We start from the raw sequence: 20,707 nt of genomic DNA on the forward strand, positions 1-20,707 counted from the left end.
GCTAATAGGCTTAAAAATAATATAAATTCATTTTCTTATATTATTTTTGTATATGTCATTTAGCTATTCCAGACCTCAGGGTAGGCGAATAATGCCGGTGCCCCACCGGTATGCAGGAAAATCAGCGGACCGTCGTCGAATCGCTGGCGCGCAATGCCGTCGAGCAGGCCGGCCATGGCCTTGCCGGTGTACACCGGGTCGAGCAATAAACCTTCCTGGCTCGCCAGCAGGCGAATGGCGGCGAGGGTGCCGGCGTTCGGTTCGCCATAGCGCGGGGCGAAGTATTCGTCCCAGAGTTCGATCTTGAATGTCTTCGGCAGGCGGATGCCCAGCAGTTCGGCGGTACGCTCGGCCAGCCCCTCAACTTTCGGCCGTTGCGCCTCGTCGTTGCGCGACACGGTAACGCCGATCACCGGCAGCTTTGGCAATTTCTCGGCCAGGGCGATGGCCAGGCCGCTATGGGTGCCGGCGCTGCCGGAAGCGAGTACAACGCCGGCAAAGGTCTGGCCGCAGTGCTTGATCTGTTCGGCAAGTTCGAGTCCTGCACGCACATAGCCCAGTGCGCCGAGCGCGTTGGAGCCGCCGATCGGCACGATGTACGGTCTGCGCCCGCTGGCGTGCAGACGTACAGCCAGAGATTGCAGTTGCTCGTCGGCGTTGTCGAGGTTATCCACAAGCTCGACCTTGGCATCGAACAGGTCCAGCAGCAGGCGGTTGCCATTGCTTCGGTAGTTCGGTGATTCGGTGCCGATCGGGTTTTCCAGCAGCGCGACACAACCCAGGCCCAGTTGCGCAGCGAGTGCCGCGGTCTGGCGCACATGGTTGGACTGGATCGCCCCGGCGGTGACCAGGGTATCGGCGCCCTTGCTCAGGGCATCGGCAGCCAGGTATTCGAGTTTGCGCAGCTTGTTGCCGCCCAGGGCCAGCGGGGTGCAGTCGTCACGTTTGACGTAGATGTCGCGGCCAGCCCAGGCCGAGAGGCGGTGCAGCTTTTCCAGCGCGGTCGGCGCGCCAAGCAGGTCCAGACGATTGAAGCGGGAGAGCTGTCGGTCGATCATGGCAATACATCTGCAAGGGAAAATCCGACTATAGGCAGCGCCGGGCCAGCGGGCAACTCCCGGCCTTATGCCGGCTATATTGCGTTTTGGAATAAAGGGTTATTTTTTCTCCCCCCGGCATTTGCCGTAAAGTGAGCGTCTATCTGGCGGCCTTCTCATTCCATTATCGCCGCCGCGGCAGGAGACGTAACCGTGAGCGAAAACGCGCAGACAGGGCATTGGCAACTGCAGGGCATTGTTGCCGGCTTGCGTAGCGCCCGTGACAAATGGCGCAGCAGCAATGGTCGCAGCAGTGGTGAGCAAGGGGGGCGCGAGCTGCCTTCGCGCGAAGCCATGCGCCACATCCTTGAGCAATTGTGCGGGGCATTGTTTCCCATGCGCCTGGGGCCGGTGGACCTGCGCGAGGAAAGCGAAGATTTCTACGTCGGGCATACCCTCGATTCGGCCCTGACTGCCTTGCTTGCCCAGGCGCGTCTGGAGCTGCGCTATGTCGCCCGTCACGGCAAGTGCAACACTGCCGACGTCGATGCCACCGCGCTGCGTTTGATCCAGGATTTCGCAGCCGCGTTGCCGGGCCTGCGCAGTGTGCTCGACACTGACGTGCTGGCGGCCTTCCATGGCGACCCGGCGGCACGCAGCGTCGATGAAGTGTTGCTGTGCTACCCGGGAATCCTGGCGGTGATCCATCACCGTCTGGCCCATCACCTTTACCGTTCCGGCCTGCCTTTGCTGGCGCGGATCAGTTCGGAGCTGGCGCATTCGGCCACCGGTATCGACATCCACCCGGGTGCGCAGATCGGCAAAAGCTTCTTCATCGACCATGGCACCGGAGTGGTGATCGGCGAAACGGCGATCATCGGCGAGCGGGTACGCATCTATCAGGCCGTGACCCTGGGGGCCAAACGCTTCCCGGCGGATGAGGACGGGCAACTGCAAAAAGGCCATCCGCGCCACCCGATCGTCGAGGACGACGTGGTGATTTATGCCGGTGCAACTATTCTGGGGCGTATCACCATCGGCAAGGGTTCGACCATCGGCGGCAACGTCTGGTTGACCCGCAGTGTGGCGCCGGGCAGCAACCTGACCCAGGCCAATCTGCAGCACGATGACGGGACCCAGAAGTAACCGCAGCAGGGCTTGGATTGCGGCATTGGGTCGCATTGCGGACCCCATCCATGTTTAACTTGAACGCTTGTTCAAGTTAAAACGGTGGTCCGCTGCCGGCGTTCAACAGGAGGAAACCCTTTGCTGAACCCGTTCAATCCAAGCCTTTCCCTTCATATCGAGGTGCACGTTTAATGGGTGCACCGAGTTCTTCAGCCAGCGGCAAGATCCGCATGAATCCGCCGGTTTTCTATTTCGCGGCGAGCTTTATCCTCATTTTCGGACTGGTGGTCATCAGCAATCCGCAAGCGGCCGGTGAATGGTTGCTGGCGGCACAGAACTGGGCGGCCAATACGGTCGGCTGGTACTACATGCTGGCGATGACGCTGTACCTGGTCTTCGTGGTGGTCACCGCCTTGTCCGGCTACGGCAAGATCAAGCTCGGTGCCGACCACGACGAACCCGAGTTCAGTTACCTGTCGTGGGCCGGCATGCTGTTCGCCGCCGGTATCAGCATTACCCTGTTCTTCTTCTGCGTTTCCGAACCCCTTACCCACATGCTCCAGCCGCCCCAGGGTGAAGCCGGAACGGTCGAGGCCGGGCGTCAGGCGATGCAGTTGCTGTTCCTGCATTGGGGCCTGCATGGTTGGGGCGTGTTCGCCTTCGTCGGTATGGCCCTGGCCTATTTCGCCTATCGCCACAACCTGCCGCTGGCCCTGCGTTCCGCGCTGTACCCGCTGATCGGCAAACGCATCAACGGGCCGATCGGCTATGCGGTGGACGGCTTTGGCATCATCGCCACGGTGTTCGGCCTGGGTGCGGACATGGGCTTTGGCGTGTTGCACCTTAACTCGGGCCTGGATTACCTGTTCGGCATTCCGCATACCCAATGGGTGCAGGTGGCGCTGATCACCCTGATGATGGGCGCGGCGGTTGCAGTTGCCGTGGCCGGGGTCGAGAAGGGCGTGCGGGTAATGTCCGATATCAACATGTTCCTCGCCTGTGCGCTGCTGCTGTTCGTCCTGTTCGCCGGGCCTACCCAGCATCTGTTCAATACCCTGATCCAGAACCTGGGCGACTACCTTGGCGCACTGCCGAGGAAGAGCTTCGACGTCTATGCCTATAACGAAGCCAGAGACTGGCTGGGTGGCTGGACCGTGTTCTACTGGGCCTGGTGGATTGCCTGGGCGCCCTTTGTCGGGCTGTTCATCGCGCGGATTTCGCGTGGCCGCACCATCCGTGAGTTCGTCTTCGGTGTGCTGCTGATTCCGCTGGGTTTCACCCTGGCGTGGATGTCGATCTTCGGCAACAGCGCAATGACCCAGGTGCTCGATCACGGCATGACCGCGCTAGGCCAGTCGGCCATCGACAACCCTTCGATGACTCTCTACCTGCTGCTGGAAACCTATCCATGGAGCAAGGCGGTCATTGCCGTCACGGTGTTCATCAGCTTTGTGTTTTTCGTCACCTCGGCCGACTCCGGCACCGTGGTGCTGTCGACCTTGTCCGCCCGCGGCGGCAACGCTGATGAAGACGGACCGAACTGGTTGCGGGTGTTCTGGGGGGCGATGACTGCCCTGGTGACCATCGGCCTGTTGTTCGCCGGCAGCATCGACTCATTGAAATCGGCGGTGGTGCTTACTTCGTTGCCGTTCTCGGTGATTCTCCTGGCGATGATGTGGGGCCTGCACAAGGCGTTTTACCTGGAGTCGCAACGGCAGATCGCGCAGATGCATTCGCTGGCGCCGTTCGCCAACTCACGGCGTGGCCGTGGTGGCTGGCGTCAGCGCCTGAGCCAGGCGGTGCATTTCCCGTCGCGCGACGAGGTCTACCGGTTCATGGATGACGTGGTGCGCCCGGCGATTGCCGAGGTGACCGAGGTGTTCGTCGAGAAGGGCCTGAACGTCATAACCCAGGAAGACCCGAGCCATGACAACGTCAGTCTGAAGATTGGTCATGGCGAGGAGCAGCCGTTCATCTATCAGGTACAGATGCGTGGCTATTTCACACCGTCATTCGCTTTGGGCGGGTTGGGTACCCAGGAGTTGAAGAACCGCCGTTACTACCGGGCCGAGGTGCATCTGAGCGAAGGCAGCCAGGACTATGACCTGGTGGGTTACAGCAAAGAGCAGATCATCAACGACATCCTCGATCAGTACGAGCGGCATATGCAGTTTTTGCATCTGGTGCGTTAAGAGCACCGCGGGTGCTTTGCGTAGGAGCGGATTCATCCGCGATGGGTCGCGCAGCGGCCCTAAAAGACAGGCCTGCTACGCAGGCCATCGCGGATGAATCCGCTCCTACAGTCCTGCGGTGAAAGTCAGAACGGCGCATCCCCGAGAATCGTCGCCCGATGCATCACCCGTCGCTGCGGGCGGTAGTCATCTACCGCGTAATGCTGGGTCACGCGGTTGTCCCAGAAGGCCACGTCATTCTCCTGCCAGCGCCAGCGGATGGTGAACTCCGGCCGCGTGGCGTGGGCGAACAGCAATTTCAGAATCGCCTCGCTTTCCGCCTCGCTCAGCTCATTTATCCTCGTGGTGAAACCGTCATTGACGAAAAGCGACTTGCGGCCGCTGACCGGATGCGTGCGGATCACCGGGTGTGACAGTGGCGGGTTGTTGCGTCGCGTCGTTTCCCAGCGTTGCAGATCCTCAGGCGTGGTGCCGAAGCGCTCCAGCGGGAACGACTTGGTGAAGTCATGGGTTGCGGTCAGTCCGTCGAGCAATTGCTTGAGCGGTGCTGACAGAGCTTCGAAGGCCGCGATACCGCTGGCCCACAAGGTATCGCCGCCATAGGTCGGCAGTTGCTTGGCGCTGAGGACCGCACCCAATGCCGGGGTCGGCAGGAAGGTCACGTCGGTGTGCCAGATGGCGTTGTCACGCACGTCTGTCACAGCGGTGTCGAGCACCAGCACCTGCGGGGTTTCCGGCACGTTGGGGTAGATCGGGTGAATATGCAGGTCGCCAAAGCGCGCGGCAAAGTCAGCCTGTTGCTGTGGGTTGATCGGCTGGTCACGGAAGAACAGCACCTGATGCTTGAGCAGGGCCTGCTCGATGGTGTCGCGTTGTTCGTCGTTGATCGCGCGGCTGAGGTCGATACCGCTGATCTGTGCGCCGAGTGCAGTGCTCAGTGGAGTAATGGTCAGGCTCATGGCTATTCTCGATTCGTCTTCAATGACTCTGGCCGTGCCAGGGCACCAGTTTGCGCTGCAGGGCGCGCAGCCCCATTTCCAGGGCGAAGGCAATCAGTGCGATCACCAGGATGCCCAGCACCACCACGTCGGTGACCAGGAACTGCGCCGCCGACTGGACCATGAAACCCAGGCCGCTGGTGGCGGCGATCAGCTCGGCAGCGACCAGGGTCGACCAGCCCACACCGAGGCCGATACGTATACCGGTGAGGATGTCGGGCAGGGCACTGGGCAGGATGACGTGGCGGATCAGCTGGGCCCGCGTGGCACCCAGCGATTGCGCCGCCCGCAGTTTGGTCGGATCGACCGTGCGCACGCCGGTGGCGGTGGCAATGGCAATCGGGGCGAAGATCGCCAGGTAGATCAGCAGCACCTTCGACAACTCGCCGATGCCGCACCAGATTACGATCAGTGGCAGGTAGGCCAGGGGTGGAATAGGGCGGTAGAACTCGATCAGCGGATCGAGAATGCCGCGGGCAATTCGGTTATGGCCGATAGCGATGCCGATCGGAATCGCCGTAGCAATCGCTGCGCCCAGCGCCAGGCCGATACGTCCCAGGCTCGCGCCCAGGTGTTGCCACAGGGTCGACTCCATATAGCCTTGGGTCAGCAGCAACCAGGCTTTGGCCAGCACGGCGTCAGGGGATGGCAGAAACAACGGTTCGATCCACTCGGCGGTGGTCACCGCCCACCACAGCAGGAGCAGGGTGGCCAGGGTCAGGCCGCTGATCCAGCGGGTGCTCAGGCTGCGGCGGATCTTCACCGCCGGGGTTGACGGGCTGCTGCGTTTGGCCGCGACCGGCACTTCCAGGCTGCTCATGCGAACTCCTGCCGCACGGCGGCGCTGCGTTGCGAAAACACCCGGCTCAGCACGTGCTCGCGGGTTTCGATAAAGCGCGGGTCGGACTTGATCGCACGGGCCGATTCACCAGCGGCATAACGCTGACCGAAATTCAGCTGCAGGCGCTCGACGATCTGCCCGGGATTGGGCGCCAGCAGGATCAGGTCGGTGGCAAGGAACACCGCTTCTTCAATGTCGTGGGTGATCAGGAACACCGGTTTGGCCGTGCGTTGCCAGACCTGCAGGAGTAACTCCTGCATCTGTTCACGGGTAAAGGCATCGAGGGCACCGAACGGCTCGTCCATCAGCAGCACCCGCGGATCGGCGGCCAAGGCGCGGGCCAGGCCCACACGTTGTTTCTGGCCACCAGACAATTGCCAGATGCGCCGCGTGCCGAAGTCGGCCAGGTCAACCAGGGCGAGCATTTCCCGGGCCTTGCGTTCACGCTCGGGGCGCGGCACGCCCGCCAGTTCCAGGCCGAAGGCGACGTTGGCCAGCACATCCTGCCAGGGCAGCAGGGCATCGTCCTGGAACACCACGCCGCGCTCGGCACTCGGGTCTTGCACCGGCACACCGTCAAGCGTGATGCGCCCGGCGCTGGGCGTTACGAACCCGGCGATCAGGTTGAGCAGCGAGGTCTTGCCGCTGCCCGACGGGCCGAGGGCCACCAGCAACTGCTGTGGGCCCAGGCTCAGGTTGATATCGGCCAGCACCGGTTCGGCTGCCCCGGGGTACTGTGCGCTGATGCGCTCCAGTTCAAGCAATGCCATGACTAGCTCCGATCAGTTGGCGATGAACTTGGCGCTGACGTACGGCGCGTAGTCCGGCAGTACCGCTTCGACCTTGCCCTGTTCCTTGAGGAAGGTGGCGGTGTCGGTGATGGCCTGGGTAGTCGGCGCACCGAGTGCGGCAATCTGGTCGGCCGCCAGCGGGAACACGTTGCCTTGCAGCAGGGCTGGAATGTCTGTGGCTTTGGCGCCGGAGAGCTTGACCAGTTTGTCGACGTTGCTCTGGTTGGCCAGCCAGGCTTGTGGGTCTTTGCGGTAGTCGGCGTAGGCATCCAGGGTGACTTTGGCGAAGGCCTTGACGATTTCCGGGTGCTTGGCGGCAAAGTCCTTGCGCACGATCCAGGCATCGAAGGTCGGTGCGCCTTTCTCGGCCAGTTCGCCGGAGGTGATCAGCACCTTGCCGTTTTCCTTGGCCACACCCAGGGCCGGGTCCCAGACGTAGGTGGCGTCGATGTCACCGCGTTTCCAGGCGGCGATGATCGCTGGTGGCGCCAGGTTGAGGATCTGCACCTTGGCCGGGTCGATGTTCCACTGTTTAAGCGCGGCCAGCAGGCTGTAATGACCGGTTGAAACGAAAGGCACGGCGATCTTCTTGCCGATCAGGTCCTGCGGCGAATTGATCCCGGCACCTTCGCGGGCCACCAGGGCTTCAGCGGCGCCGATCTGGGTGGCGATCAGAAAAGTCTCCACCGGCAGTTTGCGGGTCGCGGCGGCGGCCAGGGGGCTGGAACCGAGGTAGCCGATCTGCACGTCGCCCGAGGCCACTGCGGTGATCACATCGGCGCCACTGTCGAACTTGCGCCAGTCGATGCTGGCCTTGCTGGCTTTTTCATAGTCGCCGTTGACCTGAGCGACTTTCGCCGGATCGACGGTGGTCTGGTAGGCAACGGTCAGGTCAGCCGCCTGAGCGAACCAGCTGGCGCCAGCCAGGGTCAGGGCGGCAAACAGGCGCAACGGAGCATGCAGGGTCATGGTGAACTCCTAGTCAGGCGAGCAGTGGGGAGATAATGGTCGGAAGACTAGATGATCTAAGAAACTTAAAATAAATAACTTTTTAGCATTAGCTTAGGAGCCAATCGCTTTAAGCTTTCAGGCTGCCTCGCGATGACGGAGGTCAAGGTCATCAGCAGCTGAAAACGAAATGATGGGTGGATGCAGCGAACACGTCAGTTCAGGCGGTCTAAAAAATTATTTGCTAATAACCTTTAGGTATTAGCTTGTGTGTCGATAACGACAGCGGAGAAAATTTCGGTGCATATTCCGTAATAATCTGAAAAATTACGAAATAAGTCTTTTTGGAATTATAGGATTGTCATTATCCTTGACCCCAAGGGCTGGCGCATTAGACCAAAGTCGTGAAACGAACAGTTACGATTGACTTGACGGTCACGCTTTGGTGCTAATCGCCAATCGACGTCGAGCAGGGCAATAGATCCTGCCGTAAGCGACACACAAGAATTAGAGACGAGAGGAGCAAAACATGTACAAGTCGACCTTGGCACTCGCCGTGGCCGTAGGGGTTCTGGCCCAGCAAGCGAATGCCGCCGGTTTCGTTGAGGACAGCAAGCTGTCGCTCAGTTCGCGGACCATGTATTTCAACAACGACAACCGTGACGGTGGCTCTGACAACCGCGAGTCCGGTCAGGGCTTCAAGCTCGACTACATCTCGGGTTTCACTGAAGGTACCGTCGGTTTCGGTGTCGATGCCCAAGCGCTGTGGGGTATTCACCTGGATGGCGGTAAAGGCCACCACCCGGATAACAGCAGTTTCTTCCCAAGCGACACCGATAAGTCGGCTGAGAGCCAGTGGGGCCGTTTTGGTGCCAACGCCAAGGCACGCTTCTCCAAGACTGAAGCGCACTTCGGTAGCGCTCTGGCGCCGAACCTGCCAATCCTGGTGTCCAACGACGGTCGTCTGCTGCCGCAAACGTTTGAAGGCGGTACCATTCAGTCGAAAGAAATCGACAACCTGACCCTCAATGCCGGTCAACTGACCCACGCCATGGGTCGTGCGTCGAGCAACCGTACTGGTCTGTCCGTCTCCGGCGCAACTCAGGACAGCAACAAGTTCCAGTTCGCCGGTGGCGACTGGAAGGTCACCAAAGACCTGACCTTGCAGTACTACTACTCGAACCTGGAAGACTTCTACAAGCAGCACTTCCTGGGCCTGGTTCACGTCTACCCGATCGCCGAAGACCAGTCGTTCAAGACTGACCTGCGCTACTTCGACAGCAGCAGCGATGGCAAGAACGGTCAGACCGGTTATGCCTTCGACAACAACAAGGGTTTTGCCAAGAACAAGGGCGAGGTCGACAACAAGACCTGGAGCGCCATGTTCACCTATACCCTTGGCGGCCATGCCTTCCTGCTGGGTCACCAGCAGATCGGTGATGACGGTGGTTTTGTCTGGGCGAACCAAGGCGGTGTGACTAAAGACGGCACTAGCAACACAAGCACCGAAGGTAACGCTGGCGCCAGCTTCTACCTGTTCACCGACAGCATGATCAACCAGTTCGCCAAAGCCGGTGAGAACACCACTTTCGGTCAATACTCCTATGACTTCGCACGCCTGGGCGTACCGGGTCTGAAGACCTCGGTTTCCTACCTGCGCGGCGATGACATCAAGAGCGCCAAGAACGGCAGCAGCTATCACGAATGGGAACGCGATGCGCGCATCGACTACGTCATTCAGGAAGGCACCCTCAAAGGCCTGGGCGCCAGCCTGCGTCACGGCGTGTACCGCGGTGCTGGTAACGAAGCCAGTGCTGACCAGGATCAGACCCGTCTGATCTTCAACTACACTTACAGCTTCATGTAAGTCCGGTTGAAACAAGAAGCCTCGCTCGATGCGAGGCTTTTTTATGCCTGCTGATTTATAGGTTTAAAAGTTATAAATAAATCGATATTTATTCTTTTTGTTTTTATCCCAGTGCAGGCACAGTAACCCCATAACGAACCCAGCCAAGGAGCCGCACCATGAGCCTCAGACTCGGCGACATCGCCCCCGACTTCGAACAGGAATCCAGCGAAGGCAAGATTCGCTTTCATGAATGGCTGGGCAACAGTTGGGGCGTGCTGTTCTCGCACCCGGCCGACTTCACCCCGGTGTGCACCACCGAGCTGGGCTTCACCGCCAAGCTCAAGGAACAGTTCGCCGAACGCGGGGTCAAGGCCATTGCCCTGTCGGTGGACCCGGTGGACTCCCATCACCGCTGGATCGAAGACATCAACGAAACCCAGAACACCATCGTCAACTTCCCGATCCTGGCCGATGCCGATCGCAAGGTTTCCGATCTCTACGACCTGATTCATCCCAACGCCAGCGACACCCTGACGGTTCGCTCCCTGTTCGTTATCGACCCGAACAAGAAGATCCGCCTGACCATTACCTACCCGGCCAGTACCGGGCGTAATTTCCACGAGATTCTGCGGGTGATCGACTCGTTGCAGCTGACCGACAACCACAAGGTTGCCACGCCGGCCAACTGGCAGGACGGTGACGAGGTGGTGATCGTGCCGTCGCTCAAGGATGAAGACGAAATCAAGCAACGCTTTCCGAAGGGTTACCGGGCGGTCAAGCCGTATCTGCGCCTGACCCCGCAACCCAATCGCTGATCTTTAGCCATAGCAGGGATTTTGGGCCGTTTCGACGGCCCTTTTTTTTGGGGGTTTTCACGGGATCCTGGGGGCGCATGGAAACAAGAACGTGGATTCACTGGGCACACGTGAAGTCATCGCCCGTTATACGGCCTCACCCACTAAGTAGTGGTTATTAATAAAAGTCCATTGGAAATTGCGATTATAGCGAAATGGTTTTTCTTGTTACTGGCAGATAATCCGCTGCGCTACTAAGTTAATTGCAACGAGCGAAAGGAATCACCCCGCAGCCACGGAGGCTTTTTCCCTTCATTCGATTTATATCCGAACACCCGTCGCGTGTGTTTTGGCGGGTATCAAGCAATCATAACGTCACGGAAACAAACAGAATATTAGGCGACATTGACTGGCGTGTTAGACGACAGCGGTGTCGCCCAATAGTAGTTCGGGGCCTGTATGGAATGAGGCTGCCTGCCTGACCCGCGCTGTCACAACAGCCTCTGCTGAATACATGCTGGGCAAGACGTAAGCACGCCGCTGCTAAACGGCGGAATCCTGCATGTTTTTCATTTTACACTTATGTTGTAACAGGAGGTTACTATGAGACAGGTTCAGAAGATCACAGTCAACAATAAAGGCGGATACGTATTCAGTTTTTCAGTCCAGTGGCTTGGTAGCGACGGTAAATGGTCTACCTCCGAATGGAATAGCGGCAACTACTCCGTGGGCTTTTCCCGGACCACTCCCGACCTTGATTCGATTGGTGTCCCGGCCGACGCGCTGGCGGTGACAGTCTACGGGCACGCGGTGCTCGGGACTTCTGGTCAGGGGACGCCGTTTCTCGCTTTCGCGCCAAACGGTCAGATCGCAACCTATGATGCCGTCGGCACTACTTACATTGGTTTTGCAATCAATTTGATTGAGTAGATAGCAACTTCTCTAGGGTGATACCTGGCGTCGACGTTCCCACGAACCATCGTGAGCGGGTTGGCGCCAGTGTATCTCCTTCTACGACTGGTTAACTTAAGTTACAACAACCTACCTGGACACCACCATGAAACAGGTCGAGCGAATTGGTTGTCTTAATAGTGGCATATTTGTCATGAACTTTTCGATTCAGTGGTTTGATTCGACGGGTCGTTGGCATACTTCCGAATGGAATAGTAGTAACTTCGAAAATGGTCTGTACAAAGTGAGTCCTCCACTTTCAACTCTCGGCGTTCCGGCGGATGCAATTGGCGTGGCGCCTTACGTTTCCGCTGTTTTGGGAACAAGTAACCGCGGCGCACCTTTGGTGCAGTCGGCGAATAACGGCAGACTGGCCGCTTACGAAGTCACCGGCACGACCCTGGACTTCACGGTCCAACCTCTGCCGTGGAGAAACTGGGCCCAGAACATTATTTATACGATGACGATTGATGGTGAATACTACTTCTCACCTACGCACCTGGCTGAACTTCAAGACATCGTACGCCAGGCCGTAAAGGCTGGTGCGACAGTACGCGTTTCCGGTCAGCGTCATGCACAGCCGCCGTTAGTCGCCGAAGACAATCGTGTCGCCCCGAGTCCCACCCGCTGGCTCATCGATCTCTCCTGCTATAAGGACCTGGGCTCCGGTGGTAATCAATCCATCGTGTTGCATCCTTCGGGCGATAAGGTCACGGTGAATACCGGCGTCCGTGAGGACGAGCTGGATGCGTTCCTGACCAGCAATGACATGATGCTCAAGACTGTTACCGCCGGCGGCTTCTTCAGCCTTGGCGGGATGACGGCGGTCGATGTGCATGGTGCGACAATCACCGCACCGATCTTCGCGGAAACGGTCTCGGCGTTCAGCATCATGGGGCCGGATGGCCAGGTGAAGACCATCGATGCACAGACGCCGGCAGTGGATGGTTGGTCGCCCTTGCAGTTCGCGCGCGTCTCTCTCGGTGCGCTGGGGGTTGTCACCTCGGTCACCGTGGATGTAATGCCACGACCGTGGGCCACGACGTTGAGGGCGGGCAAGGATACGAACATTACGTGTGACGATGAGCAAACGTTCATTGCGCAATTCAAGACGCGGCTTGCGAGTCATGACCGCGTTGAGTCTTTCTTCAACCCGTACAACAACACCTTTCTCCTCTTGTGGTGGGACGTAGTTTCGTCTCCGTCGACGCAGACCCCAAACTTGAGGCCAAGTGTTCCGCCTGCCTGCGCCCTGGCGCAAGAGAATGTCTTCGGCGCGCCGTACTTGATTCCGATGGAGCCTATCATCGAGCCTCCGCTCATCGCGGCTCAGTATGCCGGAAGCACAACGGCGGCAAGCGCAGTCATTGATGCGGGATTCCTCACGGTCGAAACGCTCTTCGATCAGGCGGCGGCGATCTACTCTGACTTGTGGCTGACCAAGGCCTCCCGAGTGATCTTCATGTCCTATTTTGTCGAACTTCCGGCTCTCGACGACGCAGGGCTCAGCAAGGTCTGGCAGGGCCTTAACGCAGTGATGGCCCGGATCAAAGGGTCCACCGACTTCCTTCTGGTTGCGCCGATGGAGTTCCGGTTCGTCTGCGGCGGCGACAGCGCATTGGCTGGGACGTACACACAAACTGCCAACGCGACCTTCGTCAATCTGGATCTTATTGGGTACGTGCCGGCCGTAGCAGCGTCTGACTACCCCGACCGGTTGCTCCATTTCTTTGCAGACATCGAGCGTGCCTGGGTTGCCCTGGGAGGTATGCCGCACACCGGTAAGATGTTCGGCTTCTACGACCCGACTCAACCGGCCGGAACGTTTTCGCCACCTTTCAACCCAGCTTTCATAAAGGATCTTGCGACGCGTCGCAGCGCTAGAACCATGGCCTTCGACGCCTACCGCGGAACCTGCGATCCAACAGGCGTTTTCCATAACCATTTTGTTGCGGCGCTGCTGGGAGGCACGACGCAATAGCATTTGCTGCTGTGGGACTCTGTTGTGTTTTAATAGTCCAATAATGAATAAACAAATGAAAAAATATGATTTATTGGTATATGTGTTTAGCTGTTAAGGTCAGTGCATTCCAGCGAGAACCCGAACTCGCGGCCTTTTAGAACACGATCAAGGATGCGCTCCAATGCTGGTTGTTTCTCTCGGTGGTAGTCCCAGTCTGCGTTCACGCTCCGGTGTGCTGCTTGAGCGCAGCCGCCAGTGGTTGCAAGGCCAGGGCGTCGAAGTGGTGACTTTCCAGGTGCGCGACTTTCCGGCCGAAGACCTGCTGCATGCGCGTTTCGACAGCCCCCGTGTGCAGCATTTTCTGCAACTGGTAGAGCAGGCCGACGGCCTGGTGGTGGCGACGCCGGTCTACAAGGCGTCGTTTGCCGGGGCCTTGAAAACCCTGCTCGACCTGCTGCCTGAGCGCGCGCTGAGCCACAAGGTGGTATTGCCCATCGCCACCGGCGGCAGCATCGCCCACATGCTGGCGGTGGATTACGCACTCAAACCGGTGTTGTCCGCACTGAAGGCCCAGGAAATTTTGCAAGGGATCTTCGCGGATGACAGCCAGATCACTTATGGCGAAGGCAATGCCGCCGCGCAACTGGCGCCGGTTCTGGAACAACGTCTGAACGAGTCGCTTGAACTGTTTCACAGTGCCCTGGCACGCCGACCGAAACCGGTCGCCCCCGGTGTACTGAATGAGCGTCTGCTCAGTGCTCGCTGGAGCATCTGAGCCGCACCACCCGATTTTCTGCAATTCCCACCTTACTCGCCCGCCAACGGGCAAGCAGGTGCAGCCTGAACCCAACAGCAAAAGGAGAGCGCTATGCGCACTGTCATTTTGCGTCGTGGTCTGGTCGCTCTGTTTGCTGCGGCTGTGTCCTTCGGCGCTATTACTCAAGCCCAGGCTGAAAGCCTGCGTATCGGTTATCAGAAATACGGCACCCTGGTGCTGCTCAAGGCCAAGGGCTCGCTGGAGAAGCGCCTGGCCGCTCAGGGCATACAGGTGCAATGGACGGAATTTCCCGGCGGCCCGCAGTTGCTTGAAGGCCTGAACGTCGGCTCCATCGATTTCGGTGTAACCGGTGAAACCCCGCCGGTATTCGCCCAGGCAGCCGGTGCTGATCTGCTGTACGTGGCCTATGAGCCGCCTGCGCCGCACAGCGAAGCGATCCTGGTGCCCAAGGGCTCGTCGATCCAGTCGGTCAAGGAACTCAAGGGCAAGAAAGTTGCGCTGAACAAAGGCTCCAACGTGCACTACCTGCTGGTGCGCGCCCTGGAAGATTCCGGCCTCAAATACACCGACATCCAGCCGGTGTTCCTGCCCCCGGCCGATGCCCGCGCCGCCTTTGAGCGTGGCAGTGTCGATGCCTGGGTGATCTGGGATCCCTATCAGGCCGCTGCCGAACAGCAGTTGCAGGCCCGTACCCTGCGTGACGGCAAAGGCATCGTCGACAACCACCAGTTCTACCTGGCGACCAAACCCTACGCGCAGAAGCACCCGGAAGTGATCAACACCCTGGTCGAGGAAGTGCGCGCCGTAGGCGAGTGGTCCAAGGCCAACCCGCAGGAGGTCACCGACCAGGTCGCACCGTTGCTGGGGCTACCGGCCGACATCACCCTGACCTCGGTCAAACGCCAGGGTTACGGTGCTCACTTCCTGACCCCGGACGTGGTCAGCGCCCAGCAGAAAATCGCCGACACCTTCCACACGCTCAAGCTGATTCCCAAACCATTGAGCATCAAGGATGTGATCTGGACTCCCCCGGCCAAGGTCGCTACCGCGCCTTGACGATTCGCCCGTGCCGGGACGCGGTCCCGGCTTGCGTTCCCCTTAGGAGACAACTCCAATGAGCCTCAATGTTTTCTGGTTTCTTCCCACCCATGGCGACGGCCACTATCTGGGCACCGCCGAAGGTGCGCGCGCTGTCGATCACGGTTACTTGCAGCAGATTGCCCAGGCTGTCGACCGCCTGGGCTTTGGCGGCGTGCTGATTCCGACCGGGCGTTCCTGCGAGGATTCCTGGCTGGTCGCGGCATCGCTGATACCGGTGACTCAGCGGCTGAAATTTCTGGTCGCGCTGCGCCCGGGCATCATCTCGCCGACTGTGGCGGCACGCCAGGCCGCAACCCTGGACCGGCTCTCCGGCGGCCGGGCGTTGTTCAATCTGGTCACCGGTGGTGATCCGGAAGAGCTTTCCGGTGACGGCCTGTTCCTCAGTCATGAAGAGCGCTACCAGGCGTCGGTGGAGTTCACCCGCATCTGGCGCCGGGTACTGGAAGGTGAAACCGTCGATTACGACGGTCAACACATCCAGGTCAAAGGCGCCAAGCTGCTCTATCCACCGATCCAGCAGCCACGTCCGCCGCTGTACTTTGGTGGCTCTTCGGAGGCAGCACAGGATCTTGCCGCCGAGCAGGTCGAGCTGTACCTGACCTGGGGTGAGCCACCGGAAGCGGTTGCCGAGAAGATCGAGCAAGTTCGCGCCAAGGCTGCCAAGCAAGGCCGCAGCGTGCGCTTCGGTATTCGTCTGCATGTGATTGTGCGCGAAACCAATGCCGAAGCCTGGCAGGCCGCCGAACGCCTGATTTCCCATCTGGACGACGACACCATTGCCCGCGCCCAGGCGTCGCTGGCGCGCTTTGATTCGGTGGGCCAGCAGCGCATGGCCGCACTGCACGGCGGCAACCGTGACAACCTGGAAGTCAGCCCCAACCTCTGGGCCGGGGTCGGTCTGGTGCGTGGCGGTGCCGGCACGGCGCTGGTGGGTGATGGACCGACCGTGGCGCAGCGGGTCAAGGAATATGCCGCACTGGGCATCGATACCTTCATCTTCTCCGGTTATCCACACCTGGAAGAATCCTACCGGGTGGCGGAACTGCTGTTCCCGCACCTGGATGTGGAGCGCCCGGAACTGCCGAAAAGCGGTGGTTACGTGAGCCCCTTCGGCGAGATGGTCGCCAACGACATCCTGCCCAAATCCGCAGCACAGCGCTGAGGACCTGGCCATGAGTCGTGCATCCACTCCCTGGCCGCAGCGCCTAGCGCCCTGGGCGCTGCCGCTGTTGCTGTTGGCGGTCTGGCAATTGGCAGTCAGCGTCGGCTGGTTGTCGACGCGCATCCTGCCGGCACCGAGCGCGGTGTTCAGCGCCGGTGTCGAACTGGTGCGCAGCGGCGAAATCTGGGCCCATCTGGCAATCAGTGGCTGGCGCGCCGCGCTGGGCTTTCTGATCGGTGGTGCGATCGGCCTGGCCCTGGGCTTTATCACCGGTCTGTCGAAATGGGGTGAACGCCTGCTCGACAGCTCGGTGCAGATGATCCGCAACGTCCCACACCTGGCGCTGATCCCGCTGGTGATTCTGTGGTTCGGCATCGATGAGTCGGCGAAGATTTTCCTGGTGGCCCTGGGCACTTTGTTCCCGATTTATCTCAATACCTACCACGGCATCCGCAACGTCGATCCGGCGCTGGTGGAAATGGCGCGCAGTTATGGCTTGTCCGGCTTCGAGCTGTTTCGCCAGGTGATTCTGCCCGGTGCCTTGCCTTCGATTCTGGTCGGTGTGCGCTTCGCCCTGGGCTTCATGTGGCTGACCCTGATCGTTGCCGAAACCATTTCGGCCAACGCCGGCATCGGCTACCTGGCGATGAATGCCCGTGAGTTCCTGCAGACCGATGTGGTGGTGCTGGCGATTGTTCTTTATGCCGTGCTTGGCAAGCTTGCCGACCTGGCGGCGCGGGGCCTTGAACGGGTCTGGCTGCGCTGGCACCCGGCCTATCAACCGACCCGGGGAGAGGGCGCATGACCATCCTCAAAGAACCACCCGCACGGCTATTGCGCGGCATACCGCTGGCGGCGCACAACCTGCAGAAAACCTTTGGCCAGCGCCAGGTACTGCGTGACATCGACCTGCATATTCCTGCCGGACAGTTCGTCGCCATCGTCGGGCGTAGCGGTTGCGGTAAAAGCACCCTGTTGCGTTTGCTCGCGGGGCTCGACCAGCCCACTGGCGGCGAGCTGCTGGCAGGTTCGGCGCCATTGAGCGAGGCACGCGAAGACACCCGGCTGATGTTCCAGGAAGCGCGGCTGTTGCCGTGGAAAAAGGTGATCGACAACGTCGGCCTGGGCTTGTCCGGCAACTGGCGAGCACAGGCGTTGCAAGCCCTGGAGGCAGTCGGCCTGGCCGAACGTGCCAACGAGTGGCCGGCGGCGCTGTCGGGCGGGCAAAAGCAGCGCGTGGCCCTGGCCCGTGCCTTGATCCACCAGCCGCGTCTGTTGTTGCTCGATGAACCGTTGGGCGCGCTGGATGCCCTGACCCGTATCGAGATGCAGCAATTGATCGAACGGCTCTGGCGCCAGCACGGCTTTACCGTCTTGCTGGTGACCCACGATGTCAGCGAAGCGGTTGCCGTCGCAGACCGGGTAATCCTCATCGAAGACGGTGAAGTGGGCCTGGACCTGATCGTCGACCTGCCGCGCCCTCGTGTGCGTGGCTCACATCGCCTGGCGGCGCTGGAAACCGAAGTTCTCAACCGCGTGCTCTCGGTGCCGGGTGCACCGCCTGAGCCGGAACCCGTAGCACCTTTGCCAACGCAGCTGCGTTGGGCTCATTGACCTGAAGGAAGCAAGCAGATGACCATCAAAGCGATCAACGTACGTAACCAGTTCAAAGGCACCGTAAAGGAAATCCTCGAAGGCCCGGTGCTCTCGGAAATCGACGTGCAGACGGCGTCGGGTATCGTCACTTCGGTGATCACCACCCGTTCGGTGCGCGAGCTGGAACTGACCATCGGCAGTGAAGTGATTGCCTTTGTGAAGTCGACTGAAGTGTCTATCGCCAAGCTCTGAGGCATCGCGGGGCAAGCCCGCTCCCACCGGTTGTGGGAGCGGGCTTGCCCCGCGATAGCGCCGTCAGCGTTTCGGTAAATACGGCGGCAGATACAACCCCAGATACGCATCAAACACGCGCATGCCTTCCTCGGCCATACGCGGCGTAATCTGCCCGTGCAACTGCACCGAGCGGGCATACACCCGATCCCCCAGCTCCATGGCCAGGGCAAACACATCGACGTCTTCCGGCAGCACCGGTAACTGAAAGTGCTGGGCGAAGAGTTTGTGCATCAGGTCGCCCAGCTCAATGTCGTGCTGGCGGTCGGCCTGGGTTACTTCGCTCAGACCGTGCTGGGCAAGAATCAACTGACGGGCTGCGGCATCCTGGTTGTAGATGCTCAGCATGCGCTGTTCGACCAGGCGCGAGAGGTCGTGCCAGGTGTTCAGCGTGTTGGCTTCAATCGGCTCGGCCAGGCAGGCCCGGAAGGCGCCATGCACATCAGTGGTCAGGGCCTCGAGCAAAGCCGGGACACTGGCGAAAAAGTGATACACCGAGGACGGCGGGATTTGTGCCCGCTCGGCGACACTGTAGATCGACAGGCTGGCCACGCCTTCACTGGCCAGCAGGGTGCGCGCCGCTTCGAGGATCGAGTCGATCCGCGCCTGACTGGCGGCGCGGGGTTTACGCGTGGAGACAGTCCGGCTCATGTCAGTTGCTGATCGCCAGGATGCTGGCCTGGTAAGCGCTGACGAACAGGTCGAAGTCGGCCTTGTCCTCTTCACGCTCAAGCCTGGCCTGGGCCTCCAGGGATTCGCGCGCCGCTGTTTCGAAGCGCTGCTGCTCGTCCGCCGACAGGGCTTGGGCGCGGAAGAACTCGGCATGTGCCTGGCTCTGGCGCAAGGCAAAGCGGCTGAAGCTTTCCTTGTGTTCAGTCATGCTCGCCAGGACCTGGGCCGACGGCGTCAGGGACGGGTCGCTGACCTTGGCCTTCTGCAGTTCTAGCGCCTTGGCGTGTTCATCGCTGTCCAGGCTGCGGTCGAGCAGCGCGGCCAATGGCGCAATCCGCTCAAGCAGTTCATTGGCCCATTCCTTGAGTTCCACCGGCTTGCCGTGGCGTTGCAGCACCAGGCCCGGGCGGCGACCTTCCTTGACCACACTGAGGAAGTTGCCAGTGCAGTTGCCGCATTCCAGGTAACCCAGCAGCGGGCTGTCTTCCAGAGCGCAGAACAACAGGAAGGCGTCGAGGAAGCGCGATTCTGGCAAATCGATGCCGGTCGGCAGGAACGGGTTGATGTCCAGGCACCGCACTTCGACGTACTGGATACCGCGGGCCATCAGGGCCTGGATCGGCCGCTCACCACTGTAGGTCACGCGTTTGGGGCGGATGTTGGAGTAGTACTCGTTTTCGATCTGCAGGATATTGGTATTGAGCTGTACCCATTCGCCATCCTTGTGCGTGCCGATTTCGACATACGGCGCATACGGGGTGGCGACGGCCTTGCGCAGGCTGTCGGTGTAGCTGTTCAGATCGTTGTAGCAAGGTGTCAGACCGGCCTGGGCGTTGCTCTGGTAACCCAGGTCGCTCATGCGCAGGCTGGTGGCGTACGGCAGGTAGAGCGTATCGGCGTCGAACTGTTCGAGCTGATGCGGGCGGCCGCGCAGGAAACCGGCATCCAGCGCCGGCGAGGCGCCGAACAGGTACATCAGCAACCAGCTGTAACGGCGGAAGTTACGGATCAGGGCGATGTAGGCCGCCGACTGATACGCGCGGTCATCGAGGTTGCTGCCTTCAGCGCTGCGCAGCAGCGGCCAGAGTTTTTCTGGCAGCGAGAAATTGTAGTGAATCCCGGCAATGCACTGCATGGTGCGGCCGTAACGCAGGGCCAGGCCCTTGCGATAGACGTACTTGAGCTGACCGATGTTGGAATCGCCGTACCAGGCAATCGGAATGTCTTCCTCGGCCGGTAGCGGGCAGGGCATCGACGGACTCCACAGGTATTCGCTACCCAGTTTGGAGTAGGCGAAGCGGTGGATGTTCTCCAGGCTTTCGAGGGTCTGCGCCGGGTCGGCCAGGGCTGGGGTGATGAACTCCAGCAGCGACTCCGAGTAGTCCGTGGTGATCTGCTCGTGGGTCAACGCCGCGCCGAGAGCCTCGGGGTGCGGGGTTTGTGCCAGGCGACCGTCCTCGGTCACACGCAAGCATTCGCGCTCGATGCCGTGCAGGCACTGCTTGAGCAGGGAGAGATTGTCGCCTTGGCCGAGCAGGCTCAGGCGGCGGTTGAGAAGTTCGCTCAAGATGGATTCCTTCACGCGTCAGTCGCCCCAATATGGGGGTGGAAATGA

Annotated in this window: 19 protein-coding genes; 12 read left to right on the forward strand and 7 right to left on the reverse strand. The window is 60.2% G+C overall.

The window, feature by feature from the left end; genetic code table 11:
* Positions 1-59: 59 nt before the first annotated feature.
* Complete coding sequence (locus tag ACVI9W_RS13690; protein ID WP_461530281.1) at positions 60-1,058, reverse strand: D-cysteine desulfhydrase; 999 nt, start codon at positions 1,056-1,058, stop codon at positions 60-62.
* Positions 1,059-1,250: 192 nt separating this feature from the next.
* On the opposite strand from ACVI9W_RS13690, the gene epsC reads away from it, so the two are divergent.
* On the forward strand, positions 1,251-2,183 hold the full coding sequence (gene epsC, locus ACVI9W_RS13695) for a serine O-acetyltransferase EpsC (protein WP_107025842.1): 933 nt from the start codon (positions 1,251-1,253) through the stop codon (positions 2,181-2,183).
* A gap of 173 nt (positions 2,184-2,356) precedes the next feature.
* Entirely contained in the window at positions 2,357-4,357 is a 2,001-nt protein-coding gene (gene betT / locus ACVI9W_RS13700; RefSeq protein WP_038605575.1) for a choline transporter BetT, read from the forward strand.
* 125 nt (positions 4,358-4,482) lie between these two features.
* Here the strand turns inward: betT and tauD are convergent, their stop codons facing one another.
* Genes tauD through tauA form a run of 4 tightly spaced genes read right to left on the reverse strand, consistent with a single transcriptional unit; the run spans position 4,483 to position 7,956 of the window.
* Positions 4,483-5,316 carry a taurine dioxygenase gene (gene tauD / locus ACVI9W_RS13705; RefSeq protein WP_461530282.1) on the reverse strand — a complete coding sequence of 278 codons (834 nt, stop codon included), beginning with the start codon at positions 5,314-5,316 and terminating at the stop codon, positions 4,483-4,485.
* Between the two features lie 19 nt (positions 5,317-5,335).
* Positions 5,336-6,175 (reverse strand): taurine ABC transporter permease TauC, encoded by an 840-nt coding sequence (tauC, locus tag ACVI9W_RS13710; RefSeq protein WP_461530283.1) that lies wholly within the window; start codon positions 6,173-6,175, stop codon positions 5,336-5,338.
* Positions 6,172-6,966, reverse strand: a complete 795-nt coding sequence (gene tauB / locus ACVI9W_RS13715; protein ID WP_461530284.1) for a taurine ABC transporter ATP-binding subunit — start codon at positions 6,964-6,966, stop codon at positions 6,172-6,174. The genes tauC and tauB overlap by 4 nt, the downstream gene beginning before the upstream one ends.
* Positions 6,967-6,978: 12 nt before the next feature.
* A complete protein-coding gene (gene tauA, locus ACVI9W_RS13720) occupies positions 6,979-7,956 on the reverse strand; it encodes a taurine ABC transporter substrate-binding protein (RefSeq protein WP_038605585.1) in 978 nt (325 codons plus the stop codon).
* A gap of 508 nt (positions 7,957-8,464) precedes the next feature.
* Here tauA and ACVI9W_RS13725 point away from each other — a divergent pair.
* From ACVI9W_RS13725 to ACVI9W_RS13770, 10 genes are all read left to right on the forward strand, one after another.
* Complete coding sequence (locus tag ACVI9W_RS13725) at positions 8,465-9,802, forward strand: OprD family porin (RefSeq protein ID WP_461530285.1); 1,338 nt, start codon at positions 8,465-8,467, stop codon at positions 9,800-9,802.
* Positions 9,803-9,960: 158 nt separating this feature from the next.
* Positions 9,961-10,599 (forward strand): peroxiredoxin, encoded by a 639-nt coding sequence (locus ACVI9W_RS13730; protein ID WP_038605590.1) that lies wholly within the window; start codon positions 9,961-9,963, stop codon positions 10,597-10,599.
* Between the two features lie 582 nt (positions 10,600-11,181).
* Positions 11,182-11,508, forward strand: coding sequence for a hypothetical protein (locus ACVI9W_RS13735; RefSeq protein WP_342623908.1), 327 nt, complete (start codon positions 11,182-11,184; stop codon positions 11,506-11,508).
* A gap of 127 nt (positions 11,509-11,635) precedes the next feature.
* Positions 11,636-13,510: an FAD-binding protein gene (locus ACVI9W_RS13740; RefSeq protein ID WP_461530286.1), complete on the forward strand. Its 1,875-nt coding sequence runs from the start codon at positions 11,636-11,638 to the stop codon at positions 13,508-13,510.
* Between the two features lie 163 nt (positions 13,511-13,673).
* A complete protein-coding gene (gene ssuE, locus ACVI9W_RS13745) occupies positions 13,674-14,267 on the forward strand; it encodes an NADPH-dependent FMN reductase (RefSeq protein ID WP_038605593.1) in 594 nt (197 codons plus the stop codon).
* 93 nt (positions 14,268-14,360) lie between these two features.
* On the forward strand, positions 14,361-15,326 hold the full coding sequence (locus ACVI9W_RS13750) for a sulfonate ABC transporter substrate-binding protein (RefSeq protein ID WP_461530287.1): 966 nt from the start codon (positions 14,361-14,363) through the stop codon (positions 15,324-15,326).
* 58 nt (positions 15,327-15,384) lie between these two features.
* Positions 15,385-16,533, forward strand: a complete 1,149-nt coding sequence (gene ssuD / locus ACVI9W_RS13755; RefSeq protein WP_461530288.1) for an FMNH2-dependent alkanesulfonate monooxygenase — start codon at positions 15,385-15,387, stop codon at positions 16,531-16,533.
* A gap of 10 nt (positions 16,534-16,543) precedes the next feature.
* Positions 16,544-17,338, forward strand: a complete 795-nt coding sequence (gene ssuC, locus ACVI9W_RS13760) for an aliphatic sulfonate ABC transporter permease SsuC (protein WP_461530289.1) — start codon at positions 16,544-16,546, stop codon at positions 17,336-17,338.
* Positions 17,335-18,147: an aliphatic sulfonates ABC transporter ATP-binding protein gene (gene ssuB, locus ACVI9W_RS13765; RefSeq protein ID WP_461530290.1), complete on the forward strand. Its 813-nt coding sequence runs from the start codon at positions 17,335-17,337 to the stop codon at positions 18,145-18,147. The genes ssuC and ssuB overlap by 4 nt, the downstream gene beginning before the upstream one ends.
* An 18-nt stretch (positions 18,148-18,165) precedes the next feature.
* Positions 18,166-18,381, forward strand: coding sequence for a TOBE domain-containing protein (locus ACVI9W_RS13770; protein ID WP_010221227.1), 216 nt, complete (start codon positions 18,166-18,168; stop codon positions 18,379-18,381).
* 63 nt (positions 18,382-18,444) lie between these two features.
* On the opposite strand, the gene ACVI9W_RS13775 is transcribed toward ACVI9W_RS13770, so the two are convergent.
* Positions 18,445-19,071 carry a TetR/AcrR family transcriptional regulator gene (locus ACVI9W_RS13775; protein WP_461530291.1) on the reverse strand — a complete coding sequence of 209 codons (627 nt, stop codon included), beginning with the start codon at positions 19,069-19,071 and terminating at the stop codon, positions 18,445-18,447.
* A 1-nt stretch (position 19,072) separates the two neighbouring features.
* Complete coding sequence (gshA, locus tag ACVI9W_RS13780; protein WP_461530292.1) at positions 19,073-20,659, reverse strand: glutamate--cysteine ligase; 1,587 nt, start codon at positions 20,657-20,659, stop codon at positions 19,073-19,075.
* Between the last annotated feature and the right edge of the window lie 48 nt (positions 20,660-20,707).

It is taken from the genome of Pseudomonas sp. 210_17 TE3656, from assembly GCF_054821965.1.